Raw genomic sequence first — 26,907 nt, 5'->3', positions numbered from 1 at the left:
CGTTCGGGAGGTCGCTGTCCTCGCCCACGTAGAAGCCGCCGTAGATGCAGCGGCCCAGGTGCTCGGCGAAATGACCGTAGAGATGCCGGCTGATCACCGGACCTTCGACGTCGACATTGATGATGGCAGGCACGACGACATTGCTCATGGATGAATCCCTCAGGGGTGGTGGAGGATGCTTTACCGATACATGGATCGGTAAAGCGAGGCAACTTTATCGATACAGCCAGCACTGTCAAGAGCGGCCCCTCATCCGACAGTCCACTGAGGTCCTGAGCTATCCGATTTCGCCCTGTGGTGCGGCGCCGGCCTGAACCCGCACGCCGCCGGATCCGTACCTCCTGTCGACTGTCTGGAGGAGAGAGTCCTGTTGCGTTCAGGTCTCAGGAGGACCCCTGGTCCTTCTAGATGGGCGGGCGATGGCACACGGCACCAAGCACGGCGACGCGGTGGGTGGGCGAACCGGCGGTGACCCCCTGCAGGTCGGCGGCCATCGCGTCATCCGCCGGCTCGGCGCGGGCGGGATGGGCGTGGTCTACCTGGCGGAGAGCCCTTCGCGGCGCCTGGTGGCCATCAAGGTCATCCACCGGCATCTCGCCGGAGACCCGGAGTTCCGCCGGCGGTTCCGCCGCGAGGTCGCGACCACGCAGCGGGTCGCCCGCTTCTCCACGGCTCCCGTGCTCGAGGCCGACCTGGACGGCGACCTCGCGTACGTCGTGACCGAATACGTGCCGGGGCCGACGCTGTTCCGCGCGGTCAAGGAGCGGGGCCCGATGTCGGGTTCGGAGCTCGAAGGGCTCGCCATGAGCACGGCGGTCGCACTGTGGGCCATCCACGCGGCCGGCGTCGTCCACAGGGATCTCAAACCGTCGAACGTGCTGCTGTCCCCCGTGGGCCCGAAGGTCATCGACTTCGGCCTCGCCTTCGCGGCCGACTCCACCACCCTGTCGTTCACCAGGATGGGCACGCCGGCGTACATGTCTCCTGAGCAGGTACGCGGGCTGCCGCTCTCGCCGGCCTCGGACGTCTTCGCCTGGGCCGGCGTCGTGGTCTTCGCGGCCGGTGGGCGGCCTCCGTTCGGCAGGGGAGCGGGGCACGAGGTGCTCTACCGCGTGGTTCACGACGACCCCGTGCTGCCCGCGTTGGACGGCGTGCTGGGGGAGCTGGTGTCGCGGGCGCTGAGCAAGAACCCGGCGGCGCGGCCGTCGGCCGCGGAGCTCGTGGACGTGCTCGCCGGGGGCGTGACGACACGCCTCCCGCCCGCCTTCGCCCCGGCTCCGCCCACGACCCCTCCCTCGGGGGAGCCGCGTGCCGAAGCCAGTGTCCAGCCCGCCGGCCCGGAGCCCACGGCCCAGCCGGCCGGCGTGGAGCCGCGTGGCGTCACCAGGCCGGGCAAGGGGCGGAGACGCCGACGTGCCCCGTACCGGCGTTGGGTGTGGGGCGGTGCGGCGTTGGCCGCGCTTGCCCTGGTGACGGCAGGCGCGGTCCTCGCCTCTCAGGCGGCCGCCAACCGCAACCCCCTGCTTTCCAGCCTGACCTTCCAGGATCCCTCCGCGCGGGACGCGGGCACGCACTGGCGGAAGCTCCCCGGTGAGAACCCGCTGCACCGGAGCACGGCCGGCGGTGTGCGGTTCTACGTGCAGCCGGACACCGACGCGGCGCGGCAGGCGCGGACCTGGTCGACACAGGGCAGGACGGCCGACGCCGCCCTCATGCGGGCCCTGTCGGAGGTCCCTCAGGCCATGTGGCTCGCCGGAGGCTCGCCCGCCGACATCTCCCGAACGGTCCGTGAAGCGGTGGCCCAGGCCGACCGGCAGCGGACCGTTCCCTCGTTCGTCACCAACAACATCCCCGGACGTGATTGCTGGAACGGCGGCGCCCCGAACGCCGAGAGCTACCGGGCGTGGATCGACGCGGTGGCCGAGGGCATCGGGGACCGGCCCGCGGTCGTCGCCCTGGAGCCCAGCAGCCTGGCACGGACGCCCGGCAGTCCGGAGTGCCCACAGGGTGGGGCGGCCGCCGCCGCTCAGCGGTACGCCGATCTCTCGTACGCCGTGGAGACCCTCACCGGCCTGGCCCGCACCGCCGTTTACCTCGACGGCGGGCTGGCAGGATGGCCCGCGTTCACCCAGATCGCCGATCGGCTCGTCAACGCGGGTGTGGTCAACGCCGACGGTTTCTACGTCAACGTGGTCGGCTACCGCACGACCGAGCTGTCGCTCTCGTACGCCGCCAAGCTGTCCAGGTGCGTCTACCTGAGGGCCGCGTCGAGGACGGCGTCGTGCGCTGATGCGGCGCTCGCCGCCGTGCCCGACGACGCGCCCGGTCTGCCCCACTTCCTTGTCGACACGAGCCGCAATGGGGTGGGGGAGTGGGAACCGCCGCGCGGGCGGTTCCCCGTGCCGGACGAGTGGTGCAATCCACCCGGAAGGGGTGCGGGCGCCCGTCCGACCGTCGACACGGGGAGCCCGCTGGCCGACGCGTTGTTGTGGCTCAACAGCCCGGGGTTCTCCAACGGTCAGTGCACGAGGGGCACCTCGGGACCGGCGGACCCGGTGTACGGCATCATCACCCCGGCCGCCGGTCAGTGGTGGCCCGACCAGGCTCTCGAGCGGGCGAAGAACGCGGTCCCGCCGCTGCCGCCCGCGGCCCCCTAGCCGCGGCCGGTGGGCTAGGCGAGGGCCAGGAAGAGCTTTTCCAGCTCGGCCACGCTCATCGGCGGCTGCTCGCCCCGGTCCTGTGCGTCCTGGCAGTGCCGCAGCCCGGTAGCCACGATCTTGAATCCGGCGCGATCCAGCGCCTTGGAGACCGCTGCCAGCTGGGTGAGCACCTTCGTGCAGTCCTCACCGGCCTCGATCATCGCGATCACCCCGGCCAGCTGGCCATGCGCCCGCTTCAACCGGGTCAGCGCGTCCCCCACCATGCCCTCGGTCAGTTCCATGTCCTCGACCATACCCGGTGGGGTATCCATGGACGCAAGTGGAGTGAAACGACGATGGAAACGGTTTTCATCTGCTAATGTCGCGATCACCCCAATCCCCCTTAAGTATCCCGCCACCAGGTCGCGGTGCTGAGCCAGGGCCGGATCGTCGAAACCGGCCCGGCCGATCGCGTCTGGGACGCGCCCGCCCACCCCTACACCCGCGAACTCCTCGCCGCCGGCGCCCGCCTCAAGCTTTGAACGAAGGTTGCCAAAATATATAGACCGGTCTATTTTGCTCCCATGGTCACTGACAAGGGAGCGCGGACGACCGCGCGCCTGGTGGAGTCGATGCTCGAGCTGATCCAGGCCCGCGGCTACAGCGGAACGGGCCTCAACACCGTGGTGGAGCATGCCCGGGCCCCCAAGGGGTCGCTCTACTTCCACTTCCCCGAGGGCAAGGAGGCGTTGGGCGAGAAGGCCGTCGAACTGGCCGCCGACCAGTTCCGCAGGCTAGCGACCGAGCCGGCGGCAGACGCCGCGAGCCCAGGGGACGTTCTCCGGCGTGTTGTGGATGTGCTGGCGGGCATCCTCACCGACAACGACTACCGGCTCGGCTGCCCAGTCTCCGTGGTCACGCTGGAGATGGGCGCGCACAGCGAGCGCCTGCGCACGGCCTGCGCCGTCGCCTTCGAATCATGGATCGGCGTCATGACCGATCACCTCGTGGGCCGCGGCCACGCGCGAAAGACGGCACGCGCCACGGCCATGACCGTCGTCAGCACGCTTGAGGGCGCGATGATCATGTCCAGAGCCCGGCGCGACGTGGAGGCGTTGCGCAACGCCGCTCTGGTTCTCGGCGCTCTTCTCGACCAGCCGCCTGCTGCGGAGGAGACCCCGTGAACCGGCATGCGCTCGTGTTCGGGGCCTCCGGATTCATCGGCCGCCATGTGATCCTCGCGCTGGACCAGGCGGGTGTCCGGGTCACCGCCGCCACTCGGGACAGCGAGTCCGCCACCAGGCTGAGCGGCTGGCTCACCGAGCACGGATACCGGGCCGCCGTGGACGGCGTCCGTGTGGACTTCGACGCGCCGGCGTTGATCGAGGGTGACTGGGGCGACGTCACCGAGATCTACAACTGCGCGGGGGCCTACCGGTTCGAGATGACGGTCACCGAGGCCCGGCGCGCCAACGTCGACAGCGTCAGGGCGATCGTGTCCTTCGCCGCGCGGTTACCGCGGCTGCGGCGGCTCGTGCACGTCTCGGGCTACCGCGTGGGCGGTCAGGACCCCGCGACGGTGCCGTGGAGCGATGAGCTGGTACGGCGTACCTACCGGCGCCTCGGCGCCTACGAGGGTTCCAAGGTGGAGTCGGACGCCGTCCTGCAGGCCACCGCCGACCGGCTGGGCGTGCCCTGGTCCGTCGTCAACCCCTCCAGCGCGATCGGGGTCAGCACGAGTGGCGAGTCCGACCAGCAGCTCGGTCTCGCCGCGAGTCTGAAGGAGATCTGGCGAGGTTCGATGGCGGCACTGCCGGGCGACGCGCGGACGTTCGTCCCCGTGATTCCCGTGGACTACCTGGCTCGATTCATGACGCTGCTCCCTGAGGACCCGGCCGCCGCGCGAGCCGCGTTCTGGATCCTGGACGACGACACTCCGCCGCTGCCGGATCTTCTCTCGCTGGTGGGGCGGCACTATCAGGTCAGGGTTCCGCGGCTGAGGGTCCCCGTGTCCGTCGTACGGCGCCTGCCGGCCGCACTGACCAAGGCGGACCCCGAGACGCTGACCTTCATGTCGTCCGATCGCTACCCCACGGGCCCGGCCCGCGAGATCGCCGGACGTCACGGACTCGTCCTTCCCGACGCCACCGGGTCGATCCTGCGGTGGGCCGATCACCTGGCCGCGCACCGGTTCGGGCCCGTGCCCGCCCAGGGGCCGGTACGGCGGTTCACCAGGCACGCGGGCGTGCGCACGTTCGGCATCGGCGAACCGGGCGCGCCGACCCTGGTGCTGCCCGGGTTGCCCGTCAACGCCGACACCTGGGCTCCCGTCGCCGCCGCGCTCGGCGACGCCCGCGTGGTGGACCTTCCCGGCCTCGGCATGAGCGCGGGCAGCCCGCAGGACTGGACCGCCTGGCTGGCCGCTCTGATCGACGAGAACGGCCCCGTGCATCTGGTCGGCCACTCCATCGGGGCCGCCGCGGCCGTCGAGGCGGGCCTGGCGCATCCGGATCGAGTCGAGCGGCTCACCCTGGTGTCGCCGTACTTCCTCCAGGCTCGCGCAGGGCTCGCCGCGCGGCTGGCGCCGCTGACCCGTTCGTACCTCCGCCGGGTACGTCCCGACGCCCTGTCGCGGCTGCTCACCGGGGACCCGGCCCATGCGCGCGAGCTCGCGTCCAGCGCCGAGGACCTGCGCCGAGGGCGCGTCGCCGCCCACGTGGCGCGGCTCCTGTCCGCTACCGGCCGCGAACGATGGCGCCGCGAGCTCCTCGCCAAGCTCCGGCGTTACCCGGGCCGCGTCCACGTGATCGTCGGGTCCGAGGACCCGCTGACCGGCGAAGGCCGGGCGCTGGTGGACACACTCGGCCCGCGGGCGAGCGTGTCCACGATCGCCGGGGCGGGCCACCACCCGCAGCTCACCGACGGCGAGGAACTGGCCCGGACGATCCGGGAGCACGCCCTCGGGCCTCACATCAGCGCCGACGGCGGCGGGAGCGGGTGGCGAGGGCTCCCGCGATGACCCCGGCCGCGAAGGCCACGAGCACCGGCGCGGTGCGCCGCAGCAGTGGGAGTGCGACGAGTCGCAGACCGTCCAGCGCGGGGGTCTCCGGTGCGGCGGTCGACGCCGGCTGGGTGGATCCGCCTGGGCCGGACGGTGGCACCGGTGCCGGCTGGGCGGCTCCTCCCGCGCCGGGCGATGGCGCCGGTGCCGGCTGGGTGGATCCCCAGGTGTCGGCCGGTGGAGCGGGATCGGGGTGGGTGAGCATGGTCTCGAGGTTCGTGGCGAATTCGTCGATCAGCCGTTGGGACACGTCCGCGATGACGCCGCGGCCGAACTGGGCGACCCTGCCGCGGATCATCAGGTCGGTGTCGAGGGAGACCTTCGTCCCGGCCGGGTCCGGCGCCAGCTCCGCCACGACGTGGGCGTCGGCGTTGCCGTTGCCGTTCTGCTCCGCGCCTGAGGCCCTGAGGACCACGCGGCGGCTCGCCTCGTCCGCCTCCAGGAAGCGCACCTTTCCCCGGTACGCCACGCCGAGCGGGCCCACCTTGACCTTGACTTCTCCCTCGTACGCGTCGTCGGCGCGACCGAGCAGCCGGCTGCCCGGCATGCATCCGGCGATCCGTTCGACGTCGAGGAAGAGGTCGAAGACGCGGGCGGGCTCCTCGGCGAGGGTGAATGTGTGGCGCAGTCGCATCAGGTGTCCATGATGCCCTTGCGCTGGGCGCCGTCGAGCGGCAGGTGGGCGCCGTTGACGAAACTCGCCCGCGGCGAGGCGAGGAAGGCGACGACCGAGGCGACCTCCTCCGGCTCGCAGATGCGGCCGAGCGGGATCGAGGCGACCGCCAGGTCGTGCGCGCGGTCCTGGCTCACTCCCTTGTCCCGGGCGAACGCCTTCTCCAGCGTGTCCCAGCGGTCGGTGTTGACCGGGCCGGGGTTGACAGTGTTGATGCGCACGCCGTACCGGCCGTACTGCTCGGCGACCGACGAGGCGAAGTTGATGTCGGCGGCGTTGGCGACGCCTGCCGTCATCTCCCAGTAGCTGGGCTTGAGCCCGTCGTTGCCGACGACGAGCACGATGGATCCGCTGCCCCGCTCGCGCATGTGGGGGATGACCGCTCGGACCGTCCGCACGTACCCCATGAACTTGAGGTTGAGGCTGCTCATCCACTGTTCCTCGGTGAGGTCCTCGAGGAGGCCGCCGGGCGAGCTGCCGGCGCAGGTGACCAGGACGTCGATCCGGCCGAACCGCTCCAGCGTCTCCTCGACGCAGCGTCGCACGTCCTCGGTCACGCTCATGTCGCCGGCCAGCGGCAGGACGGTGCGCCCGCTGGCCTCGGAGATCTTCTTGGCCGTCCTCTCCAGTTCGTCGGCCGTGCGGGCCGTGATGACCACGTCACATCCTTCGCCGGCGAGCTGTTCGGCCACCGCCCGGCCGATCCCCTTGCTCGCCCCGGTGATGAAGGCGACCTGCCCCTCGAGCTTGAGGTCCACGAACGTCTCCTTTTGGTCGACTGTTGATATTTGATATACCATCCATCAATCTGGGGCGCTAGACCCGTGATGACGCGATGACAGTGCCTACGGCGCACAGGAGCGCCTCGGCCCGTGGGGGGCCGATGAGCTGCGCGCCGACGGGTCGTCCGGTCGCGTCTGTTCCTGCCGGCACGGACAGCGCCGGCAGGCCGGTCACCGAGGCGAGCGCGGTGAGCCGCGCGTAGGCGGCGCCCGTGGCCTCCGGGCGGCCGGCGACCTCGACCGTGTCCGCTCCGGCAGGGGCCGCGGTGACCGGCACGGTGGGCAGGAGCAGCAGGTCCGCGCCGGTGGCCCGCAGGCCCGCGGTGATGAGGTCGCGCAGGTGGGCGGCCACGCGGCGGGCCCGTACATAGTCCGCCGCCCTGACCTCGGCTCCGGTCCGCAGAGTCGCGCGGAGCTCCGCCGACGCCGCGCCCGGCGCGTCGGCCCACAGGTCGGCGGATTCGGCGAGCATCACCACCAGCGTCACCGCCGGCGCTGCCGCGATGACGCCGGGCAGATCCAGCTCGACGACGTCGGCGCCGGCGGCGAGGAGTGCGTCGCGGGCGGCGGCCATGCGGTCCGCGATCCCCTCGCCGACCCTGCCGCGCCACAGCCCGTCGGGCATCGCGACCCGGCGACCGTGCAGGGCGGGGCGTCCATGGGTGGGTGTTCCGGTGCGCTCCCCTGGCGGCCAGGGCGATCCGGCGGAGAACGCTGCCGGCCAGGGCGATCCGGTGAGTGTCGCGAACACGGCGGCGCAGTCGGCCGCGGACCGGGCGATCGGTCCCACCGTGTCCTGGGTGGGGGCGAGCGGGGTGATGCCTGCCATCGGGATGGTTCCCCAGGTCGGCCGCAACCCGGCGACCCCGCACAGCGCGGCGGGGTTGCGGATCGAGCCGCCGGTGTCCGTGCCCAGCGCGATCTCGACGATGCCCGCGGCGACCGCCGCCGCCGACCCGCCGCTCGATCCGCCGGCCGACCGCGAGAGGTCCCGGGGATTGCGGCAGCCGGGCGTCGTCATGCCCCATGCGAGTTCGTGCATCCGGGTCTTGCCGATGACGACGGCTCCGGCCTCCTCCAGGAGACGTACGACGGTGGCGTCCCGTACGGGCACCCGATGTCCCAGGCCGCGGGTGCCGTTCCTCGTGGCGACCCCGGCCATGTCGATGTTGTCCTTGACCGCGACCGGCACGCCGTGCAGCGGCCCGCGGACCAGACCGTCCCGCCGCTCGGCATCCGCCCGGCGCGCGGCGGCGATCGCCCGGTCCGGCAGCAGGGCGACGAACGCGCCGGAAGCGTCCGCTTCCGCGGCGGCCAGGGCCGCCTCCGCGAGCTCCACCGCCGTCGCCGCACCGTGGCGCAACCGCGCGCCGAGAGCGTCGAGCCCACCGGGCCCCCACCCGCCCGCACTGTCGTCCGGCAGGTGACCGACGGCCGGCCACCGGCCCGCGCTGTCGTCCGGCAGGTGACCGATGGTCGGCCATTGGCCCGCGCCGGCCGTCGGCAGATCGCCGCCGGTCATGGCGCTCGGACCCGGTTCGGAGGGCGGGCCGGTCATGCCGTCTGGCCCGTTCTCGGGCAGCGGCACCGCCCGCAGCCGGCTGACCGCGCGCTCCAGTGCCGCGGTCCACGGCGACGCCGATTCCTGGCCCGGCGGCAGGTCAGGTGTCATGGGCCGAGGGCGCCGGCAGCTCGTGGCGGACGATCTTGCCCATGGCGTTGCGCGGCAGCGCATCGATGAAGAGCACCCGCTTGGGACACTTGTAGGGGGCCAGCCGGGTGCGGGCGAAGGCGATGAGGGCGTCCCCCGAGACGGCGGGGGAGTGGCCGGCCGGCACCACCCAGGCGGTCACCTCCTCACCCCATCGCGCCGACGGCAGGCCGGCGACCGCGGCCTCCGCGACGCCCGGATGCTCCTCCAGCACCTGCTCCACTTCGCGGGGGTAGACATTCAGCCCTCCGGTGATGACGAGCTCCTTGGACCTGCCGCTGATCGTCAGATGGCCGGTGGCCGGGTCGACGTGGCCGAGGTCGCCGGTGCGGAACCATCCCCCTGGATGGAAGGCCTCGGCGGTCGCCTCCGGACGGTTCCAGTAGCCCGTGAACACCTGAGGGCCGCGCAACACGATCTCCCCCTCCGCCGCGTCCCGGCCCGCGGCGTCACAGATCCGCAGCTCCACGCCCGGCAGCGGCAGCCCGACGGTGCCCGGCAGCCGCGGCCCGCCGAGTGGGTTCGACACGTTGAGGCCGCTCTCGGTCGTTCCGTACCGCTCGAGCGGGACCTGCCCGATCGCGGCGGCCACCCGCCGGGCCAGCTCCGGCGAGAGCGGTGCCGACCCGCAGACCGCCAGGCGCAGCCGCCGCAGGGAAGCCGGCTTTGTGAGCTCCGCGAGCTCGGCCACGCGCTCGTACATCGCGGGTACGGCGAACAAAACGCTGGCCCGCTCCTCGGCGACGGTTTCGACGAGCCGCCGCGCGTCGAAGCGCGAGAGGACCCGGGTGCGGGATCCGGTGAGCAGGGCGGCATGGACGCCGCCGAGCCCGTGCTGATGGGTCAGCGGCAGCGCGTGGACGAGGACGTCGTCAGCGGTCCACCGCCAGGCGGCGAGGGCCGCGCGGATCGACGACAACAGGTTGGCATGGCTCAGCGGCACGCCCTTGGGCGTGCCGGTGGTTCCCGAGGTGTAGGCGAGGAGGGCGGGCGAGTCCGACGGGACCGGCTCGGGATCCCGGGCGAGTCCGCAGGCCAGGACGTCGCCGAAGTCCGTACCGTCGAGTGCCGCCAGCGTGCGCAGCGGATGGCCGATGCGGGCGAGCGCCTCGCGGGACGCCCCGGCGGCGAAGGCCGCCTCTGCCCCCGCGTCCGAGACGAGGTGGCGCAGCTCCCGCTCGGTGAGCGCGGGGCTCGCGAGGACCGCCACACATCCGGCCCGCACCACGCCGGCGTAGGCGGTGACGAGGGCGATCCCGTTGGGCGCCGCGATGACGACGCGGGCACCGGCCGGGAGGCGCCCGCGCAGCCAGCCGGCCACCGCCGCCGCGCGTTCGTCCAGCTCGGCGTGGGTCAGCGCGTCATCATCGACTTGTACGGCCACGGCGTCAGGACGTTGCCGCGCGGTCCGCTGGAACGCCTCGCCCAGCGTGCCCTGGGCGAGCCCCGCGAGCACGCCGGCGACGTCGTCCTCCACGTGCCGTTCCCAAGCCGCCCGTCCCAGGTCATCCATGCGCCGCTCCCAGGGCCCTGCGTCCGAGGTCATCCATGTGCCGCTCCCAGGGCCCTGCGTCCGAGGTCAGCCACGGGGCGCGCCTCTCTCTTGCCGGAGAAACGCCACCGAGCCGTCCCAGGCGCGGCGGTTGCCCGCGCGTTCGGCTGCCAGCCGGTCGAAGAGCGCCGGGTCCCGGATCGCCGCCTTGACGCGGAGGATCGCGTCGCGGTCGCATCGCAGCAGCTCGTCCGCCAGAGCCAGAGCCTCGTCGCCCGGGGTGTCGCTCAGCCTGGTCAGCAGCCCGATGCGCGCCGCCTCGTCCGCCGCCACCCACCGCATGGTCAGGCACAGGTCCATAGCGTGGCCCGCGCCGACGAGCGCGGGCAAACCCCACGCGCCCACGGCCAGACCGTGCCCCACGCCGGGGAAGCGGAAACGAGCGCCGGGTCCGCCGACGCGCAGGTCGGCGGCGAGGGCGAGTTGGGCGCCGCCCCCGACGGCCGGCCCCTCGACCACGGCGATCACCGGGCGGGGGTGTGCGGCCATCTGCTCGTAGAGCGCGTACAGCTCGTCGCTGAGCTCGGCCCGGACCTGGTCCGGCAGGTCGAGGTCGGCGCCCGCGCAGAACACCGCCGGATCGGCGCTGTCCAGGATCACCACGCGCTCACCGGCAGTACGGAAGGCGTCACGTAGCCTGGCCACGAGGCCGGGGACCAGCGCGTTGCGCCGTCGCCCCCGGTCGAGCCGCAGGCGCAGGACACCCGGCCGGGACGAATCGAGGATCAGGCCCTCACCCTTGACCATCCACCCTCCAATTGATGCATGATATACCAAACTTCAATCGCCCCTTCCAGTCAAGGGATCGGCATATGGGGAAACCCTCGTGAAACCGGCCGCGTACGCCTACCACCGCGCGTACGACGTCCGCGAGGCCGTGGAGCTGCTCGGCGAGCTCGGCGAGGACGCCAAGATCCTGGCCGGCGGGCAGAGCCTCGTCGCGATGATGAACTTCCGGCTGGCCCGCCCGAGCGCGCTGGTGGACGTCAACCGCATCTCCGGGCTGTCGTACCTGCGGCGGGACGGCGACCGGCTGCGCATCGGAGCGCTCACCCGCCACCGCGCGGTGGAAACCACGCGGGACCCCGCCGTCCTCGGCGGTTACGCGGTGCTCCCGCGCGCCGCGCACTGGGTCGGCCACTATCCGATCCGCACCCGGGGCACGTTCGGCGGTAGCATCGCGCACGCGGACCCGACCTCGGAATGGTGCATGCTCGCCCTGCTCCTCGACGCGGAGTTCGTCGCCGAGGGCCCGCACGGCCGCAGGACGATCCCCGCCGCCGGCTTCTTCCAAGGTTTCCTGACCACCGCGCTGAGCCCGGACGAAATGCTGGTGGAGGTGGTGTTCCCGCGCCCTGCCCCCCGTGCCGCGCTCACCGAGTTCGCCCAGCGCCGCGGGGACTTCGCGATCGTCGCGGCGGCGGTCGCCCTTGACCTCGACGACGCCGACGGCACGACCTGCACCGGCGCGCGGATCGTGCTCGGCGGCGTCGACGCGCGGCCGGTCCGGGTTCCCGCGGCGGAGCAAGTGCTGGCCGGAGCGGCGCTCACCGGGGACGCCTTCGCGGCGGCCGCCGACGTCGCCGCCCGCGAGGTGTCGCCCGCCAGCGACGTGCACGGCAGCGCCGACTACCGCCGGCGGCTGGTCCGCACCCTGCTGACGCGAGCGCTTGAGGAGGCTGCGGCCCATGGCGCGTGAGGCCGCGGCCGGTTCGGAAGCGCCTGAGGCTGCCGCCGGTTCGGAGGCGCGTGAGGCCGCGGCTGGTTCGGAGGCGCGTGAGGCCGCGCTCAGCGTGGATGGGCGCTGGATCGGGGCGGCCCTCCCGCGCAAGGAGGATCCCCGGCTGCTACAGGGGCGCGGCCGGTTCGTCGACGACATCGCGCTGCCCGGCACGCTGCACGCCGCGTTCGCGCGCAGCCCGGTCGCGGCCGGCACGCTCCGCTCCGTCGATCTGACCTCGGCCCTTGCGGTGCCCGGCGTCGTTGCCGCCTTCGCGGCGGCCGATCTCGGGCTCGCCGGGCTGCGTGCCGTGCTCGAACGGCCCGAGTTCCACCCGTCCACCATGCCCATCCTCGCCGAGGACGCCGTCCGCCACGTCGCCGAGCCCGTCGCCGTGGTCGTGGCCGAGGACGCGTACGCCGCGGAGGACGGCGCCGAGGCCGTGATCGCCGACATCGAGCCCGGTGAAGCCGTGTCGTCCCTGCGGCGGGCGCTCGACGCCGCGCCGCTGCACGACGGGGTCGCCGGCAACGTCTTCGTCGACCTGACGATGTTCGACGACCCCGAGCTCGACACCATCGTCGGGGCGGCACCACTCGTCCTCGAGGAGACCTTCACCAGCGGGCGGCTGGCGGCGCTGCCGATGGAGGGCCGGGCCTGCCTGGCCGAATGGTCGGACCGCGACGACCAGCTCGTCGTGCACGTCTCGACCCAGGTCCCCCACCAGGTGCGCACCGCCATCGCCACGTCACTCGGCCTGCCGGAGAGCCGGGTGCGGGTCGTGGCGCCGGACGTCGGCGGCGGCTTCGGGCTCAAGTGCGTCGCCGGACGCGAGGAGATCGCCGTCGCCGCGCTGGCGCACCGGCTGCGCCGCCCGGTGAAGTGGGTGGAGGACCGGCAGGAGAACCTGACCGCCGCCTTCCACGCCCGGGAGCAGGAGTACGACATCCGCGCGGCGTTCGACGCCGACGGGCGCATCCTGGCCGTGGACGCCGACATCCGCTGCGACGTCGGGGCTTATTCGGTGTTCCCGTTCACGTCGGGGGTCGAGCCGCTGATGGCCGCCACCGAGTTGCCCGGCCCGTACAAGCTCCGGCACTATCGCGTGCGCAGCCGGGCCGTGGCCACGAACAAGGCGCCCACCGCGCCGTACCGCGGGGTGAGCCGCCCGCAGATCACCTTCGTCATGGAACGGCTCATGGACAAGGCCGCGGCCCGGCTGGGCCTCGACCCGGCGGAGGTGCGGCGGCGCAACCTCATCTCCAAGGACGAGTTCCCCTACACGGGCGTCACCGGGATCACCTACGACCCCGGCAGTTACCGCGAATCGCTCGACCTGGCCACCGAGCGCCTGCGCGCCGAGGGCTGGTACGACCTCCGCGCCGCGGCCAGGGACGAAGGCCGGCTCGTCGGCATCGGCCTGTCCTGCTTCTCCGAGCGCACGGCGTACGGAACGCCGGCGTTCATGCAGCGGCGCATGGCCATGACTCCCGGGTACGACGTGTCGCACATCCGGATGGACCCCTCCGGCACCGTGTTCGTGACGACCGGGACCGCCTCCCACGGCCAGGGCCACGAGACGACGTTCGCGCAGATCGTCGCCGATCAGCTCGGGCTGCACCCGGACGACGTGCGCATCAGGCAGGGCGACACCGACGTCGGCGGGTACGGCTGGGGCACGTTCGCGAGCCGGTCCATCGTCGTCGGCGGCGGCGCCGCCCGGCGGGCCGCCGTGCAGCTGGCCGAGCGCATCCGCCGGGCGGCCGGGCAGCTGCTGGAGGCCGATCCCGCCGACCTCGTGCTCGCCGACGGCGCCGTCGCCGTCCGGGGCGTGCCGGCGGCGTCGATGCCGATCGCCGAGGTCGCCCGCATCGCCCACTTCCAGTCGTACCGGCTCGACGGCGATCATCTGCTGGAGGCCTCGGCGGCGTACGACCCGCCGGGCACCTTCTCCAACGCCACGCACGCCGTCGTCGTGGAGCTCGATCCGGGCACCGGCCAGGCACGGATCCTGCGGTACATCGTCGTCGAGGACTGCGGCGTGATCATCAACCCGCTCGTCGTCGACGGGCAGGTGCGTGGCGGGGTCGCGCAGGGCATCGCCGCGGCCCTGTACGAGCAGGTGCGCTACGACGAGTCCGGCCAGCCGGTCACCGGGACGCTCATGGACTACCTCGTCCCCACCGCGACCGAGATCCCGCCGATCGAGGTGCTCCATCTCGAGACGCCCTCGTCCCACAGCGAGACCGGCTCCAAGGGCATGGGGGAAGGCGGCACGATCGGCGCCCCTGCCGCGGTCGTCAACGCCGTCAACGACGCCGCCGGCACCCAGGTGCTCGACACCATCCCGGTCCGTCCCGAGCAGATCCTGGGAGTCCTCACGTGAAAGACCTGCATCTGATCAGCCTGACCGTCAACGGCGCCGACCACGAGGCCGTCGTCGAGTCCCGCCGCACCCTCGCCGACGTGCTGCGCCACGACCTCGGCTACACCGGCACCCACCTGGGCTGCGAGCACGGCATCTGCGGCGCGTGCACGGTCCTGGTCGACGGCGAGCCGGTGCGGTCCTGCCTGGTCTTCGGCGTGCAGGCCGACGGCTGCGAGGTCCGCACCGTCGAAGGGCTGGCGGACGGGGAGCGGCTGTCCGACCTACAGGAGGAGTTCTCCCGCTGCCATGCCCTGCAGTGCGGCTTCTGCACCCCCGGCTTCCTCATGCTGGGGGAGGCGTTCCTGGCCGAGAACCCCTCGCCGACCGAGGCGGAGGTCCGCGACGTCGTGGCGGCCAACCTGTGCCGGTGCACCGGCTACCAGGGCATCGTGGAGGCCCTGCTCGCCACCGCGGAGCGACGCAAGGCGGGATCGTGAGCGGCGGCGCCGGGCGGCGGATGCGGCGGCTGGAGGACGAGCGGCTGCTGCGCGGGCTCGGCCGGTTCGCCGACGACGTGAACCGGGTCGGCGCGCTGCACCTGCGGGTCGTCCGGGCCCAGGTCGCGCACGCGCGCATCCTGTCGATCGACACGGGCCAGGCGCGGGCGCTGCCGGGCGTCACAGCGGTGATCACGGGCGAGGACGTGAAGGACGTCGCGCCGATCCCGGTCCGGCTCAACGTCGGCGGGCACGACCTCAGCGCGTACCTGCAGCCGGTGCTCGCCAGGGAGAAGGTCCGGTACGTCGGCGAGCCGGTGGCCGCGGTCGTCGCCGAGGACCCGTACGTCGCGGAGGACGCCGCCGAGCTCGTCGAGGTCTCCTACGACGACCTCGACGCGGTGCTCGACGGCGAGACGGCCCTGAGGGAGACGCTGGGGGAGGGGGCGGTGCCGCTGCACGAGGCGGGCAACGTCGCGGCCGTGCTCGACCTCGGGTACGGCGACTGCGCGGCCGCCTTCGCCGCCGCCGACACGGTGGTGGCGCTCACACTGGACGTCGGCCGGCACAGCGCGGTCCCGATGGAGCCGCGCGGCCTGCTCGCCGACTACGACGCCGGGACCGGCCGGCTGGAGATCTGGGGTGCCACGAAGGTGCCCGTCTTCAACCGGCGGGTCCTCGCCTCGATGCTCGGCCTGCCCGAGCACCGGATCCGCCTGCACGCGATGGACGCGGGCGGCGGGTTCGGCCCCCGCGGCGAGTTCTACCCCGAGGACTTCCTCGTCCCTTGGCTGGCCCGGCGGCTGGGCCGCCCGGTGAAGTGGACCGAGGACCGGGCCGAGCATCTCGTCGCGGTGAACCACTCGCGCCAGCAGCGCCACCGCATCGAGGCGGCGTTCGCGGCGGACGGAACGCTGCTGGGCCTGCGCGACGACGTCATCCATGACAACGGGGCCTACATGCGCACGCACGGCGTGCTCGTGCCCGAGCTGACGCTCGCGATGTTGCCGGGTCCGTACCGGTTGCCTGCGTACGCGGGGCGCGCCCGGGTCGTGCTCACGAACAAGACCCCCTGCGGCACCTACCGCGCGCCGGGCCGCTTCGAGGGGACGTTCGCCAGGGAGCACCTGTTCGACGTGGCCGCCGACCGGCTCGGCATCGACCGGGTGGAGTTGCGCCGCCGCAATCTGCTGCGGCCCGAGGAGATTCCCCACACCCGCCCGCTCAACACGATCGGCACCGACGTCGTGCTGGACGCGGGCGACTACCCGAAGCTGCTGGACCGGGCGCTCGCGCACACCGCAGGCTGGCCGGAGGAGGTCGCCACGCTGCGGGCCGAGGGCCGCCTCGCGGGGCTGGGGCTCGCGGTGTTCCTGGAGAAGAGCGGTCTGGGCCCGCACGACACCGCCGACGTCCTGGTCGGCCCCGACGGGACCGTGCGGGTGCACTCCGGGGGCACCTCGCTGGGGCAGGGCATCGAGACCGTGCTGGCCCAGATCGCCGCCGAGCCCCTGGGGGTCGATCCCCGCGAGGTCGAGGTGGTCAACGGCGACACCGAGCTGCAGCCGTTCGGCGGGGGCTCGTGGGCGAGCCGGTCGACCGTGGTGTCCGGCTCGGCGGTGCGGCTGGCGGCCGAGGCCGTGGCCGGCCGGGCCCTGCGCGTCGCCGCCCGCGTCCTCGGCGTGCCGGAGTCCGGGTTGCGCCTGGCCGGCGGGGCGGTGACCGGCCCGGACGTGCGGCTGACACTCGGCGAGGTGGCCGCGGCGTGCGCTCCGGGCAGCCCGCATCTGGCCGCGGATGAGCCGGCGGGCCTGTCGGCGCGGCGCACTTTCGAGGTCGAGCACATGACCTACCCGTACGGCGTACACGTGGCCCTCGCCGAGGTGGACCAAGGGACCGGCGGCGTCCGGGTACGGCGGTACCTGGTCGCCTACGAGGTGGGCCGGGCCATCAACCCCACCCTGGTGGAAGGCCAGCTCGTCGGCGGTGTGGCGCAGGGCATCGGCGGGTCGCTGATGGAGGAGTTCCGCTACGACGACAACGGGCAGCCGCTCGCCGCGACGTTCATGGACTACCTCGTGCCCACCGCGGCGGAGACGCCCCGGGTCGAGACGATCGTCACCGAGGACGCGCCGTCGCCCGGCAATCCCCTGGGCGTCAAAGGCGCCGGCGAGGGCGGACTGTCCGCCGCCGGAGCGGCGATCGCCAACGCGGTACGCGACGCACTCGGGCTGCGGGGCGGCGTGGGGGCGCTGCCGATGTCCGCCTCCCGGGTGATCGAGCTGCTGTCGGCCGACGATTCGTAACATCGCGCTAACCCACGGATAGACGCGACCGATCAAACTTGATATACCAAACATCAGGCGTTACTCCGGGAGCCTTCGCCCCCCGCCCAGAGGAGAACGACATGGGATCACCTCCTTTCCGGCTTCATGTCCTTGCCGTCGTGGCGGCGCTCCTTGCCGTCGCGGCCTGCGGCAGCAGGTCTCCCTCGATCGAAGGCGCCCCGACCAGCGCGACCGCCGCGACGGGTGGCAAAGGCACGCTCACCGTCGGCCTGCTCAACCCGCTCACCGGGCCGTTCGCGGCCCTGGGCACGGATGTCAACGCGGGGTTCGAGCTCTACCTCAAGTCCAAGGGCGGGGTGCTCTCCGGGTACGGCATCAAGGTCGTCAAGGAGGACGAGGGCACCGACCCGGCCCAGGGCACGACCAAGGCACGGCAGCTCGTCGAGCAGAGCAAGGCGCAGATGGTCGTGGGTCTGGTCAACTCGGCGATCGCCTACGCGGTGGCGCCGTACCTGGAGCAGACCGATGTCCCGCTGCTGATCACGGTGGCCGGCGCCGACGGGCTCACCAGGAAGAAGGGCGGCAACACCTTCCGGGTGTCGTACACCAGCTCGCAGGACGTCATGCCGCTCGGCGAGCACACCTGCAAGACCCTCGGCCACAAGAAGGCCGCGATCCTCGGGCTCGACTATTCCTTCGGCTGGGAGGCCGCCGGCGGCTTCGCCCGCGCGTACGAGGACGCCGGGTGCGCGGTGGTCCAGGAGATCTACGCCCCGCTCGCGACCCAGGACTGGGGGCCGTACGTCAACCAGATCAAGAAGGACGAGGCGGACGTCGTCTACGTGGTGGCGCCGGGCTCGGACGGCATCCGGCTGCTCAAGGCCTACCGCGACTTCGGCGTGCAGCTCCCCATGGTCGCCCACGGATCGACCGTCGACGAGACGACCCTCCCCACGGAGGCCGGCACCGCCGAGGGCGTCATCAGCAGCCTGCACTACACACCGCAGATCAAGTCCCCCGCGAACGACGCCCTCGTCGCGGCGTTCACTCAGGAGCGCAAGAAGAGCGCCAACCAGTACGCCGACGACGGCTGGACCGCCGGGATGGTCCTGGAACAGGCGCTGGCCCAGATCGACGGCGCCCCGACGCCCGAGAGCCTCCGGGCCGCCCTGACGAAGGTCAAGGTGGAGTCCCCGCGCGGCCCGGTGTCCTTCGACGCCTATGGCCAGGCCGTCTACAACGTCTATATCCGCAAGGTGGAGCAGCGCGACGGCGCCTGGGCCAACACCATCGTCTCGACGGTCCCAGAGGTGGGCCAGTTCTTCACCTACGGCGAGGAGAAGTACCTCGCCTTCCCCGGCTACGACAAGCTCAAGGGCACCTGGGCCAAGTGATGAGCTGGCTCACCCACACGCTCAACGGGCTCGCCTACGGGTCGCTGCTCTTCCTGGTGGCCAGCGGGCTGACGATCACCTTCGGGCTGATGCGTACGGTGAACCTCGCGCACGGCGCCTTCTACCTGCTCGGCGGCTACCTGGCGTACGACCTGGCCACGCGCGGCACCGACTACTGGCTGGCGATGGCGATCGGCGTCGTGGGCGCCGCCGTCGCCGGGATGATCGCGCAGCGGCTGCTCCTGCACCGGATCGCCGGTCAGGAGCTGCCGCAGATCGTGCTCACGCTCGGCCTCGCGCTGGTGATCGGCGACCAGATCCTCGCCCACTACGGCGGCGACCCGATCTCCCCGCCGACACCTCCGGGACTGACCGGACCTGTCGAGCTCGGCGCCCTGGTGTTCCCCAAGTTCCGGCTGGTCCTCATCGGCATCGCCGTCGGCCTGGCCCTGCTCGTCAGCGCCCTGCTGCGGTACACGCCGATCGGCGCGAAGGTGCGCGCGGCGGTCGACGACCAGGAGATGGCGCGTACCGTCGGCATCCGGGTGCCGCTCATCTTCCTGCTCGTCTTCGGGCTCGGCACCGGGCTGGCGGCGTTCGCGGGAGTCTGGGGCGGCGCCTTCACCAGCCTGTCGCCGGACAGCGGGTTCGACGTGCTGCTGCTCGCGCTCGTGGTCGTGATCGCAGGCGGCCTCGGCTCCATCCCGGGGGCCCTGGTCGCCGCACTCGCCGTCGGCCTCGTCGAGGAGTTCGGGAGGGTGCTGTTCCCCGGGTGGGCGATGTTCACCCTGTACGCGGCGGTGGCCCTCGTGCTCGCGCTGCGGCCGCAGGGCCTGCTCGGCAAGGGCGCGGCCCGGTGAGCCGGCGCATTCTCGCGGTGGCGGCCGCGGCCGTGCTGCTGCTGGCCGTGCCCGTCGCCCTCGATTCGTTCTCCGTCTTCGTCGCGAGCCGGATCCTCATCCTCGGGCTGTTCGCGACGGCGTACAACGTGGTCTTCGGGTACGGCGGCATGCCGTCGCTCGGCCACGCGGCCTTCTTCGGGATCGGCGGTTACACGGTCGGCATCGCCGTCACCCGCTGGGCCTGGCCGATGCCGCTCACCATGCCCGTCGCGCTGGTGCTCGGCGCGGTGGCAGGCGCCGTCTTCGGGCTGTTCTGCCTGCGGGTCCGCGGCGTCTACCTGCTGCTGATCACGCTGGCGCTCGCGCAGGCGGTGTTCGGCCTGGCCTTCTATCAGACCGAGCTCACCGGCGGCGACAACGGCATCCCCGGCATCCCGCGCGACGGGGTGCCCACGGGCGGCGGGTTCTACCTGCTCGCCCTGGCCGTCACCGCCGGTTGCGTGGCGGCCTTGTGGGCCTTCCAGCGCTCTCCCGCGGGCATGACCATCCTGGGCATGCGGGAGAGCGAGTCGCGGATGAGCGCGACCGGCTACCAGGTGGCCACGATCCGGGTCATGGCCTTCGCCGTGTCCGGCGCCTTCTCCGCGGTGGCCGGCGCGCTCGAGGTCTACCTGCAGGGGTCCGTCTCCACCGCCAGCCTGAGCTGGCAGATCAGCGCCGAGGTGCTCGTGTTCGCCATCCTCGGCGGGGCACGCAGGTTCCTCGGTCCCTTCCTCGGCGCGGCGATCGTGACCGGCCTGGAGGTCTGGGTGAGCACGTACACCGACCGCTGGACGACGGTGCTCGGCGTGGTCTACATCCTGACGGCGTTGTTCCTCGCCGACGGCGTGCTGGGGCGGTCCCGATCGTTGCTGCGCCGGCTCAGGCGCGGAGCGGCGCCTCCCGCCGAAGAGACGGCGGACGAATCGGTGATCGTGGAGGCGGGCAAATGAACGAGATCGCGATCGCCGGGCACGGCGTCACCGTGCGCTACGGCGCCTTCCGCGCCAACGACGAGGTGACCCTGGCCGTCCCCGCGGGGGAGCGGCGCGCCCTCATCGGCCCGAACGGCGCGGGCAAGACGACGTTGTTCGGGGTGCTCGCGGGCCAGATCCGGCCGGTCGGCGGCCGCGTGGAGCTGCTGGGCCGCGAGGTGACCCGGCGGCCGGCACACCGGCGGGCCCGCATGGGGCTGGCCCGCACGTTCCAGATCACCAATCTGTTCGGCGAGCTCACCGTGGCACAGAACGTCCAGCTCACGCTCGCCGCCGAGGCGCGGGCGCACCGGGTGTTCTGGCGCGGGCTGGACATGCTGCGTGAGCGCGCGGTGGACGTGCTGGCCGGGTGGGAACTGGAGCACACGGCGGACTGGCCGGTCCGGCAGCTCGCGTACGGGCAGCAGCGGGTGCTCGAGATCGTGCTCGCCATGTGCCGCGAGCCGCGCGTGCTGCTGCTCGACGAGCCCACCGCGGGCCTGGCGCCGGCCGACGCCGAGCGGCTGACCTCGCTCGTCGCCGCGCTTCCCCGGTCCATCACGATCGTGATGATCGAGCACGACATGGCGGTGGCGTTCGGACTCGCCGACCGGGTCAGCGTGCTCCAGCAGGGACGGCTCCTGGCCGAGGGCACGCCCGACGAGATCTCGGCCGACCAGCGGGTGATCGAGGCCTACCTCGGGGAGGTGGCGCATGACTGAGTCACTTACTGGGGCGCTGCTCGGCGTACGCGGCGTCCACACCTACTACGGATCCAGCCACGTGCTCCAGGGCGTGTCGCTGACCGTCCGCGAGGGCGAGGTGCTGGGCATACTCGGGCGCAACGGCATGGGCAAGACCACGCTCATCCACACCGTCAGCGGGCTGCTGCGGCCCAGGGAAGGCGAGATCACGCTGGGCGGCCGGTCCATCGCCGGCGTGCCGGCCGAGCGCATCGCCCGCGCCGGGCTCTGCCTCGTCCCGCAGGGCCACCGGGTCTTCCCGTCCCTCACCGTGCGAGAGAACCTCAAGGTCGCCGCGCGCCGTGGCCCGTGGACGATCGACGACGTCGCCGACCGGTTCCCGGTGCTGCGGGAACGGTGGAACCTGCCGGCCGGGAAGCTCTCGGGCGGGCAGCAGCAGATGCTCACCATGGGACGGGCCTTGGTGGGCAACGGCCGGCTCGTGCTGATGGACGAGCCCACCGAGGGCCTCGACCCGCAGACCGTGGCCAGGATCGGCGAGGTCGTGGACGAGCTGCGCCGCCGGGGCACATCCGCGATCCTGGTGGAGCAGAAGGTCGACTTCGCGCTGCGCCGCGTCGACCGGGCCCTCGTGCTCGAGCGCGGGCGGGTCGTCCACGAGACCGCCGACCCGCAGGCGCTCCGTACGGATGCGGCGGCTCTACGGCGGCTGCTCGCCGTGGGACGGATGTGAAGGACTTTACATTTCATATACAATCTATCGCGGCCGCCTCGCCCACCGGGCGCATCAACGAAGGAAACACCAGCGTGGCGACGTACACGAGCAAGACCGACATGGTGGCCGCCACTCTCCGCGAGCTGATCATCGCGGGCGAGTTGCGGCCCGGCTCCCCGCTGCGGCAGCGCGATCTGGCCGAGCGGTTCGGAGTCAGCCAGACGCCCGTGCGGGAGGCGCTGCAGCGGCTGGAGTCCGAAGGGCTGGTGCGCGGCGACCTGCACAAGGGGGCGACGGTCAGCGAGGCCGACAAGGGCGCGACCGAGGAGAACTTCCAGATCCGCGCGGCGCTGGAGTCCCTCGGCGCCGAGTTGGCAGCCCCCCGCATCGGCGAGGCCGATCTCGAACGGCTGGAAGAGCTCAACGCCGAGCTGGCCGGCATCCCCGACGGGGATCCCCGCTACGCCGACCTCAATCGCCGTTTCCACCACATGATCTACGAGGCCGCCAGCAGCCCGCTGCTACTCGCGATCATGAGACTGCTCTGGCAGTCCATGCCGCAAGGCCCCCGGGTGCTCCGCACGCACCTGGAATCCACGCGACAGCACGCCCAGATCATCGACGCGCTCCGCGCCCGGGACGGCGCGCGGGCGGCGCAGGTCACCCGCGAGCACATTCTGGGCGCGGCGCACCTGGACAATCACGCTCCCTGAGCTCACTTGATGCCGGTCGTGCTCGCCGACAACGAGCGCGGATCACGCCGCCCCCAAGCGCCGCGTTCGACCGCCGCGAGGAAATCGCCCACGGTCCGGTTGAACAGCTCAGGCTCCTCCAGGTTGAGGGTGTGACCGGACCTGGGCAGGACGGCGAGGCCCGCCGTGGGGATCGTGCGCTTGAGCATCAGGTCCGGCTCCAGACAGCCCTCGTCCTCGTCACCGGTCATGATCAGCGTGGGCACCGTCAGTCGGGCGAGCTCCTCGCGCAGGTCGTACAGCGAAGGGCGGGACTTCTGCACCCCGCGCATGGTGAGCGCGGAGCCCGGGGTGGAGTGCTCGCCCAGCATGCGCGCGAACTCGGCCCAGCCACGGGGATCCTTGTTCTGGAACTGCACCCGCGCGGGGCCCTGCGCGTAGCGCGCGGCGAAGGCCTCGGCGCCCTCGGCCTCCAGGGCCGTGGCGATCGCCTCGCACTCCTCGCGGAAGCCTGCCTGCCGCTCCGGCTGGGCGCCGTACCCGCACCCGGCGACCACGAGGGACGCCGCCCGCTCCGGGTGGCGCAAGCCTAGGTGCAGGGCGCAGAACCCGCCCATCGACAGACCCACCACGTGTGCCCGGTCAATGCCCAGATGGTCGAGTATCGCGATCGCGTCCGCCACGGCACGGGCCTGCGAGTACTGCTCGGGCCGTGGCGGCACGTCGGACGGCGGGTATCCGCGGGCGGCGTAGGTGACGCAACGGTACGAACGGGAGAAGTGCCGGATCTGAGGTTCCCAACTGCGGTGATCACCGGCGAACTCGTGGATGAAGAGGAGGGGGAAGCCGGTCCCGGTCTCCTCACAGTGAAGCCTGGTGCCGTCATCGGCGACGGCGTAGCTCACGCGAGAGGCCGAATTCTGGTGCATGAAATATTGTATATCATGCCTAACTTCTCCCCGGAAGGGGCATGCTCACTCCAGCGCGAGGACCATCCAGGACTGGTCCGGAGCCAGGCCGGCCAGTTCGCGGCCGCATTCCCGAAGCACCTGTGGGCTCGAGGTGATGTGCTGGGTGCCGGCGTGGACGTCCCTGAAGAGCCGCTGGATCAGCCCATCGCGGAGCGCCGAGGTGCCACCGGAGGCGTAGACGAATCGGGCCACGTCGGCGAGCGTCGACGTGACGTGGTTGAGCGCGAGCCGCACCATCGTCTCCTCGCGGACGTCGAGCACCCGGCCCGAGTCCAGGGTGCGTTCCGCGCCGTCCCACGTCTCGTGCACGAGGGCCTTCGCCGCGCGGAACCTCGCCTCGGCACGGGCGAAGTCGGCGTGGAAGGCGTCGCTGCCGGCGATCTGGCCGGCCCGCCCGGCCCGCGCCACGGCGTGGCGGCTCAGCTCGTCGAGCAGTCGCCGGCCGACACCGATGGCCCAGCCGGAGTGGCAGATCAGCGCCTGGTCGAGCACGCCGAGCCGGTAGATCGCGCCGCCGCGCAGCGGCTCGTTCTGCGTGAAGACGTGCGTCTGCGACTCCGGTACGAAGGCTCCGTCGATGGCGTAGTCGATGCTGCCGGTCGCGCGCAGGCCCAGGACGTCCCAGTTGCCGAGCATCTTGGCGTCCTCGATGGGGGTGATGAAGATCCGGACGTCGTCGGTGCCCTCGATGGCGGCCAGGCTGTGCACGTACTGGGCGTGCAGCATGCCCGAGGCGAAGCTCCACTGCCCGCTGAGCCGGAATCCGCCGTTTTCCCGCACGGCGGTGCCCGGGCGCGTGCCCTGGCCGGCGAAGAGCGGCATCCGCGGACCCTTGAAGATGCGCTCGACGGCGTCGTCGCCCAGGTAGGCGCCGGCCGTGCCGTTCTCCAGCGTGGTCGCCATGACGACCCACCCCGTCGAGGGGTCGGCGTACGAGAGCTCTTCGAAGACGGCCAGCAGTTCCCTGGGGGACAGCTCGGCGCCGCCGAGCGGCATGGGCACCGATATACCGAACAATCCCGCCTCGTGTAGGGCGTCCACGACGGACGTGGTGAGTCTGCCCTGTGCCTCGGCCGCGTCCGCCTCCCGCTCGATCAGCGGGCGCAGGTCGCGGGCTCGGTCCAGCATGGTGCTGCCGGCGGTGTGCAGTCGGGGCGTTTCGCTCATGTGCAGGTGCTCCTGTTCGTGATCGACGACGCTCTAACTCCGTCAGATCACGTACGCCCCCCGTTGTCCAGAGCCGGCAGTCATGGAAGTCAAGTGTCCCCGTAAGGCCGAGGCGCAATTCTCCTGACAGGAAACGCCGTCGAATTCAGCAGCACGGGGAAAACTCGACGGGGCAGGCACGCACGGCCCGCAAGAACTGGTGGAGCTGCCCATCCGCTTCCTGTCGGTCACCGCGTTCGGGGATCATCCGGACGAGTAGGTCATGGGCGATACTGGTATCGGCGCTAGAAGCGTTCGCCCATTTCCCTACCAGAAGTGTGGGACAATCGAGCATGGGCTTGGACACCACCCGCTCGCCCAGCGAGCGTGCCGAGACACCGCTGACCGCCGCCGTCCTGGCCGGACGGTGGATCCGCGCCGCCGCCGTGGACGACGCGCACGGGCGTACCTGGCTCGCCAACCCCGACGCCCGTGGACGCTCGGCGCTCAGCGCCGCCGAGCCCGCCTCCCTCTACGCCGGCGCGGCCGGGATCGTGCTGTTCTTCCTGGAGCTGGCCGCGGCGACCGGGCATGAGGCCTACCTGGACGACGCCGGGCAAGGGGCGCGGCGCCTCGCGGCCACCTGGCGTGAGCAGGCCGACCTGTCCCTCTACCACGGCCTGACCGGCACCGTCGTGGCACTCATCGAGGCCGGCTGGGCACTCGGTGACGACAACCTGGAGCAACAGGCCAGGGCTGCCGCCGAGCGGATCGTCCGCGCGGCGCGCCCGTTGGACGGCGGCCCCGGCTGGACGGGCGACCCCGCCCAGCGCGGCGACGGCGGGATCGTGCTCGGGCTGCTGCGCGCCGCCACCGCCCTGGGCATGCCCGGCCTGGAGCAGACGGCGGTGGCGGCGGGGGAGCGCATCGCCGCCCTCGCGGTCCCTGGCCACCGCTTCGGGGACTGCCCCGACCTACCCATGGACGCGGTCACTCCGGGCTTCCTCGCCGGCACGGCCGGCACCGCCTTCCTCCTGGCCCGCCTGTACGCCCTCACCGGCGACCGGCGTTTCCTGGAGGCGGCCGGCCGGGGCGCCGGCTTCGTCCGCGAGGTCAGCGTCGTGACCGGCAAGTGCGCCGTCGTCCCGCACCACGTGCCGCACGGCCGCGGCCTGCACTACCTCGGATTCTGCTCGGGCTCGGCAGGCGTGGCGCGGATGTTCTACGAGCTGTACCGGGCGACCGGCGACCGGGGGCACCTCGACTGGGTGGAGCGGCTGGCCCGCGGCATCGTGCAGAGCGGTGTCCCGGGGCGGAGCACGGCCGGGTTCTGGAACGTGGCCTGCCAGTGCTGCGGCACCGCCGGGCTCCTGGAGTTGTTCGTCGGGTTGTGGGCGGAGACGGGGAACGACGCCTACCTGACCTTCGCGCAGGGGCTCGCCGAGCATCTCATCGGCGGCGCCAGCGACCACGACGGCCGGGGACTGCGCTGGTACCAGGCATACCGGCGGCTTCGTCCCGGTGAGGTGAGCGCGGACACCGGCTACATGGTCGGCGCGGCCGGCATCGGCGCGGCCCTGCTGCACCTCGACGCCGCCCTCCAGCCGCGACAGGCACGCCGGGTCATCCTCCTGCCCGACAACCCGTTCCCCGCCATCCCGGTGCCGTCCGCCTGGCTGCGCGACGCCTGACCAGACTGCCGATTCGCGGAGAGTAGGTGATTGTCGCCGACGCGAGTCCTCCCGCTCCTTCGCCATTGTGGTGGCACGAAACGAGCTAAGGAGGAAACGATGTCCACTCCGCAGGAGACCCTCACCGACATCCCCCAGGACGCGTCCGCCACCCTGGAAGCCGGCGCGCTCACGGCGCTGGCGGGCGACGCGCCCGAGACCCTGGCGCCCGATGCGCCCGTGGCCCTGGAAGCGGATGCCCCCGCCATGGGAGACGCCCAGCAAGGCGGCGAGAAGGCGAGGAAGAAGAGCGGGAAGCGTAAGGCCAAGCGGCGGGCGGCCAAGGGCCTGGCGTGGTTCGCCCTGGTCTTCACCGCATTGCTGGTGCTGGCCGAGCCGTGGCTGCTGGTGCCGGTGGCGGCCCTGCTGATCGCGCTGGCGCTGTGGGACTGACCCCGATGTTCGAGCC

General features: G+C 72.3%; 24 protein-coding genes. 16 read left to right on the top strand and 8 right to left on the bottom strand.

Annotation, left to right across the window (positions count from 1 at the left end):
- The first annotated feature begins 419 nt into the window (after window positions 1–419).
- Window positions 420–2,657 carry a glycoside hydrolase family 6 protein gene (locus ACTWPT_RS40015; RefSeq protein WP_443182735.1) on the top strand — a complete coding sequence of 746 codons (2,238 nt, stop codon included), beginning with the start codon at window positions 420–422 and terminating at the stop codon, window positions 2,655–2,657.
- Between the two features lie 14 nt (window positions 2,658–2,671).
- Here ACTWPT_RS40015 and ACTWPT_RS40010 read toward each other — a convergent pair whose 3' ends face one another.
- Window positions 2,672–2,941, bottom strand: coding sequence for a metal-sensitive transcriptional regulator (locus ACTWPT_RS40010; RefSeq protein ID WP_305915960.1), 270 nt, complete (start codon window positions 2,939–2,941; stop codon window positions 2,672–2,674).
- Between the two features lie 126 nt (window positions 2,942–3,067).
- Here ACTWPT_RS40010 and ACTWPT_RS40005 point away from each other — a divergent pair, with 126 nt between their 5' ends.
- The 3 genes from ACTWPT_RS40005 to ACTWPT_RS39995 are packed head-to-tail and all read left to right on the top strand — an operon-like array spanning window position 3,068 to window position 5,658.
- A complete protein-coding gene (locus ACTWPT_RS40005; RefSeq protein WP_443182734.1) occupies window positions 3,068–3,181 on the top strand; it encodes an ABC transporter ATP-binding protein in 114 nt (37 codons plus the stop codon).
- A gap of 42 nt (window positions 3,182–3,223) precedes the next feature.
- Window positions 3,224–3,823 carry an LmrA/YxaF family transcription factor gene (locus ACTWPT_RS40000; protein ID WP_443182733.1) on the top strand — a complete coding sequence of 200 codons (600 nt, stop codon included), beginning with the start codon at window positions 3,224–3,226 and terminating at the stop codon, window positions 3,821–3,823.
- Entirely contained in the window at window positions 3,820–5,658 is a 1,839-nt protein-coding gene (locus ACTWPT_RS39995; protein ID WP_443182732.1) for an alpha/beta fold hydrolase, read from the top strand. Before ACTWPT_RS40000 ends, ACTWPT_RS39995 begins: the two co-directional genes overlap by 4 nt.
- On the opposite strand, the gene ACTWPT_RS39990 is transcribed toward ACTWPT_RS39995, so the two are convergent.
- The 5 genes from ACTWPT_RS39990 to ACTWPT_RS39970 form a co-directional block, all read right to left on the bottom strand.
- Window positions 5,612–6,334, bottom strand: a complete 723-nt coding sequence (locus ACTWPT_RS39990) for an SRPBCC domain-containing protein (RefSeq protein ID WP_443182731.1) — start codon at window positions 6,332–6,334, stop codon at window positions 5,612–5,614. The genes ACTWPT_RS39995 and ACTWPT_RS39990 overlap by 47 nt on opposite strands.
- Complete coding sequence (locus tag ACTWPT_RS39985; RefSeq protein WP_443182730.1) at window positions 6,334–7,131, bottom strand: SDR family oxidoreductase; 798 nt, start codon at window positions 7,129–7,131, stop codon at window positions 6,334–6,336. The genes ACTWPT_RS39990 and ACTWPT_RS39985 overlap by 1 nt, the downstream gene beginning before the upstream one ends.
- 58 nt (window positions 7,132–7,189) lie before the next feature.
- On the bottom strand, window positions 7,190–8,827 hold the full coding sequence (locus ACTWPT_RS39980; protein WP_443182729.1) for an amidase: 1,638 nt from the start codon (window positions 8,825–8,827) through the stop codon (window positions 7,190–7,192).
- Window positions 8,817–10,379, bottom strand: coding sequence for a class I adenylate-forming enzyme family protein (locus ACTWPT_RS39975; protein ID WP_443182728.1), 1,563 nt, complete (start codon window positions 10,377–10,379; stop codon window positions 8,817–8,819). Before ACTWPT_RS39975 ends, ACTWPT_RS39980 begins: the two co-directional genes overlap by 11 nt.
- Window positions 10,380–10,445: 66 nt before the next feature.
- Window positions 10,446–11,165 (bottom strand): enoyl-CoA hydratase/isomerase family protein, encoded by a 720-nt coding sequence (locus ACTWPT_RS39970; protein WP_443182727.1) that lies wholly within the window; start codon window positions 11,163–11,165, stop codon window positions 10,446–10,448.
- A 79-nt stretch (window positions 11,166–11,244) separates the two neighbouring features.
- Here ACTWPT_RS39970 and ACTWPT_RS39965 point away from each other — a divergent pair, with 79 nt between their 5' ends.
- From ACTWPT_RS39965 to ACTWPT_RS39920, 10 genes are all read left to right on the top strand, one after another.
- The gene (locus ACTWPT_RS39965) at window positions 11,245–12,117 is read left to right on the top strand and encodes an FAD binding domain-containing protein (RefSeq protein ID WP_443182726.1); all 873 of its coding nucleotides are present in this window, start codon (window positions 11,245–11,247) and stop codon (window positions 12,115–12,117) included.
- Window positions 12,107–14,524 carry a xanthine dehydrogenase family protein molybdopterin-binding subunit gene (locus tag ACTWPT_RS39960; protein WP_443182725.1) on the top strand — a complete coding sequence of 806 codons (2,418 nt, stop codon included), beginning with the start codon at window positions 12,107–12,109 and terminating at the stop codon, window positions 14,522–14,524. The genes ACTWPT_RS39965 and ACTWPT_RS39960 overlap by 11 nt, the downstream gene beginning before the upstream one ends.
- Window positions 14,521–15,003, top strand: coding sequence for a (2Fe-2S)-binding protein (locus ACTWPT_RS39955; protein WP_305915974.1), 483 nt, complete (start codon window positions 14,521–14,523; stop codon window positions 15,001–15,003). The genes ACTWPT_RS39960 and ACTWPT_RS39955 overlap by 4 nt, the downstream gene beginning before the upstream one ends.
- The gene (locus tag ACTWPT_RS39950; RefSeq protein WP_443182724.1) at window positions 15,000–17,309 is read left to right on the top strand and encodes a xanthine dehydrogenase family protein molybdopterin-binding subunit; all 2,310 of its coding nucleotides are present in this window, start codon (window positions 15,000–15,002) and stop codon (window positions 17,307–17,309) included. The genes ACTWPT_RS39955 and ACTWPT_RS39950 overlap by 4 nt, the downstream gene beginning before the upstream one ends.
- Window positions 17,310–17,410: 101 nt before the next feature.
- Entirely contained in the window at window positions 17,411–18,685 is a 1,275-nt protein-coding gene (locus tag ACTWPT_RS39945; protein WP_443182723.1) for an ABC transporter substrate-binding protein, read from the top strand.
- A complete protein-coding gene (locus ACTWPT_RS39940) occupies window positions 18,685–19,545 on the top strand; it encodes a branched-chain amino acid ABC transporter permease (RefSeq protein WP_443182722.1) in 861 nt (286 codons plus the stop codon). Before ACTWPT_RS39945 ends, ACTWPT_RS39940 begins: the two co-directional genes overlap by 1 nt.
- A complete protein-coding gene (locus ACTWPT_RS39935) occupies window positions 19,542–20,519 on the top strand; it encodes a branched-chain amino acid ABC transporter permease (RefSeq protein WP_443182721.1) in 978 nt (325 codons plus the stop codon). Before ACTWPT_RS39940 ends, ACTWPT_RS39935 begins: the two co-directional genes overlap by 4 nt.
- Window positions 20,516–21,262, top strand: a complete 747-nt coding sequence (locus ACTWPT_RS39930) for an ABC transporter ATP-binding protein (RefSeq protein ID WP_443182720.1) — start codon at window positions 20,516–20,518, stop codon at window positions 21,260–21,262. Before ACTWPT_RS39935 ends, ACTWPT_RS39930 begins: the two co-directional genes overlap by 4 nt.
- The gene (locus ACTWPT_RS39925; RefSeq protein ID WP_443182719.1) at window positions 21,255–21,977 is read left to right on the top strand and encodes an ABC transporter ATP-binding protein; all 723 of its coding nucleotides are present in this window, start codon (window positions 21,255–21,257) and stop codon (window positions 21,975–21,977) included. Before ACTWPT_RS39930 ends, ACTWPT_RS39925 begins: the two co-directional genes overlap by 8 nt.
- A 74-nt stretch (window positions 21,978–22,051) precedes the next feature.
- Window positions 22,052–22,672, top strand: coding sequence for a GntR family transcriptional regulator (locus tag ACTWPT_RS39920; RefSeq protein ID WP_305915981.1), 621 nt, complete (start codon window positions 22,052–22,054; stop codon window positions 22,670–22,672).
- 2 nt (window positions 22,673–22,674) lie between these two features.
- On the opposite strand, the gene ACTWPT_RS39915 is transcribed toward ACTWPT_RS39920, so the two are convergent.
- A complete protein-coding gene (locus tag ACTWPT_RS39915; protein WP_443182718.1) occupies window positions 22,675–23,580 on the bottom strand; it encodes an alpha/beta fold hydrolase in 906 nt (301 codons plus the stop codon).
- Between the two features lie 45 nt (window positions 23,581–23,625).
- The gene (locus tag ACTWPT_RS39910) at window positions 23,626–24,789 is read right to left on the bottom strand and encodes an acyl-CoA dehydrogenase family protein (protein WP_443182717.1); all 1,164 of its coding nucleotides are present in this window, start codon (window positions 24,787–24,789) and stop codon (window positions 23,626–23,628) included.
- Window positions 24,790–25,121: 332 nt separating this feature from the next.
- Here ACTWPT_RS39910 and ACTWPT_RS39905 point away from each other — a divergent pair, with 332 nt between their 5' ends.
- Window positions 25,122–26,459, top strand: a complete 1,338-nt coding sequence (locus tag ACTWPT_RS39905) for a lanthionine synthetase LanC family protein (RefSeq protein ID WP_443182716.1) — start codon at window positions 25,122–25,124, stop codon at window positions 26,457–26,459.
- A gap of 99 nt (window positions 26,460–26,558) precedes the next feature.
- Window positions 26,559–26,891 (top strand): hypothetical protein, encoded by a 333-nt coding sequence (locus ACTWPT_RS39900; RefSeq protein ID WP_443182715.1) that lies wholly within the window; start codon window positions 26,559–26,561, stop codon window positions 26,889–26,891.
- Window positions 26,892–26,907: the final 16 nt, after the last annotated feature.

The organism is Nonomuraea sp. 3N208 (assembly GCF_052245935.1).
Lineage (GTDB): Bacteria > Actinomycetota > Actinomycetes > Streptosporangiales > Streptosporangiaceae > Nonomuraea.
Note: the sequence above shows the minus strand (reverse complement) of the source record. Positions and strands in the feature narration are given on the sequence as shown.

What these genes read in the sequence shown, in the direction of transcription:
- ACTWPT_RS39990 (WP_443182731.1), bottom strand. Translation starts at nt 6,334, where the DNA reads ATGCGACTGCGCCACACATTCACCCTCGCCGAGGAGCCCGCCCGCGTC.
- ACTWPT_RS39925 (WP_443182719.1), top strand. Translation starts at nt 21,255, where the DNA reads ATGACTGAGTCACTTACTGGGGCGCTGCTCGGCGTACGCGGCGTCCAC.
- ACTWPT_RS39905 (WP_443182716.1), top strand. Translation starts at nt 25,122, where the DNA reads ATGGGCTTGGACACCACCCGCTCGCCCAGCGAGCGTGCCGAGACACCG.
- ACTWPT_RS40000 (WP_443182733.1), top strand. Translation starts at nt 3,224, where the DNA reads ATGGTCACTGACAAGGGAGCGCGGACGACCGCGCGCCTGGTGGAGTCG.
- ACTWPT_RS39980 (WP_443182729.1), bottom strand. Translation starts at nt 8,827, where the DNA reads ATGACACCTGACCTGCCGCCGGGCCAGGAATCGGCGTCGCCGTGGACC.
- ACTWPT_RS39900 (WP_443182715.1), top strand. Translation starts at nt 26,559, where the DNA reads ATGTCCACTCCGCAGGAGACCCTCACCGACATCCCCCAGGACGCGTCC.
- ACTWPT_RS39945 (WP_443182723.1), top strand. Translation starts at nt 17,411, where the DNA reads ATGGGATCACCTCCTTTCCGGCTTCATGTCCTTGCCGTCGTGGCGGCG.
- ACTWPT_RS39960 (WP_443182725.1), top strand. Translation starts at nt 12,107, where the DNA reads ATGGCGCGTGAGGCCGCGGCCGGTTCGGAAGCGCCTGAGGCTGCCGCC.
- ACTWPT_RS39940 (WP_443182722.1), top strand. Translation starts at nt 18,685, where the DNA reads ATGAGCTGGCTCACCCACACGCTCAACGGGCTCGCCTACGGGTCGCTG.
- ACTWPT_RS40010 (WP_305915960.1), bottom strand. Translation starts at nt 2,941, where the DNA reads ATGGAACTGACCGAGGGCATGGTGGGGGACGCGCTGACCCGGTTGAAG.
- ACTWPT_RS39975 (WP_443182728.1), bottom strand. Translation starts at nt 10,379, where the DNA reads ATGGATGACCTGGGACGGGCGGCTTGGGAACGGCACGTGGAGGACGAC.
- ACTWPT_RS39970 (WP_443182727.1), bottom strand. Translation starts at nt 11,165, where the DNA reads ATGGTCAAGGGTGAGGGCCTGATCCTCGATTCGTCCCGGCCGGGTGTC.
- ACTWPT_RS39910 (WP_443182717.1), bottom strand. Translation starts at nt 24,789, where the DNA reads ATGAGCGAAACGCCCCGACTGCACACCGCCGGCAGCACCATGCTGGAC.
- ACTWPT_RS39915 (WP_443182718.1), bottom strand. Translation starts at nt 23,580, where the DNA reads ATGCACCAGAATTCGGCCTCTCGCGTGAGCTACGCCGTCGCCGATGAC.
- ACTWPT_RS40015 (WP_443182735.1), top strand. Translation starts at nt 420, where the DNA reads ATGGCACACGGCACCAAGCACGGCGACGCGGTGGGTGGGCGAACCGGC.
- ACTWPT_RS39930 (WP_443182720.1), top strand. Translation starts at nt 20,516, where the DNA reads ATGAACGAGATCGCGATCGCCGGGCACGGCGTCACCGTGCGCTACGGC.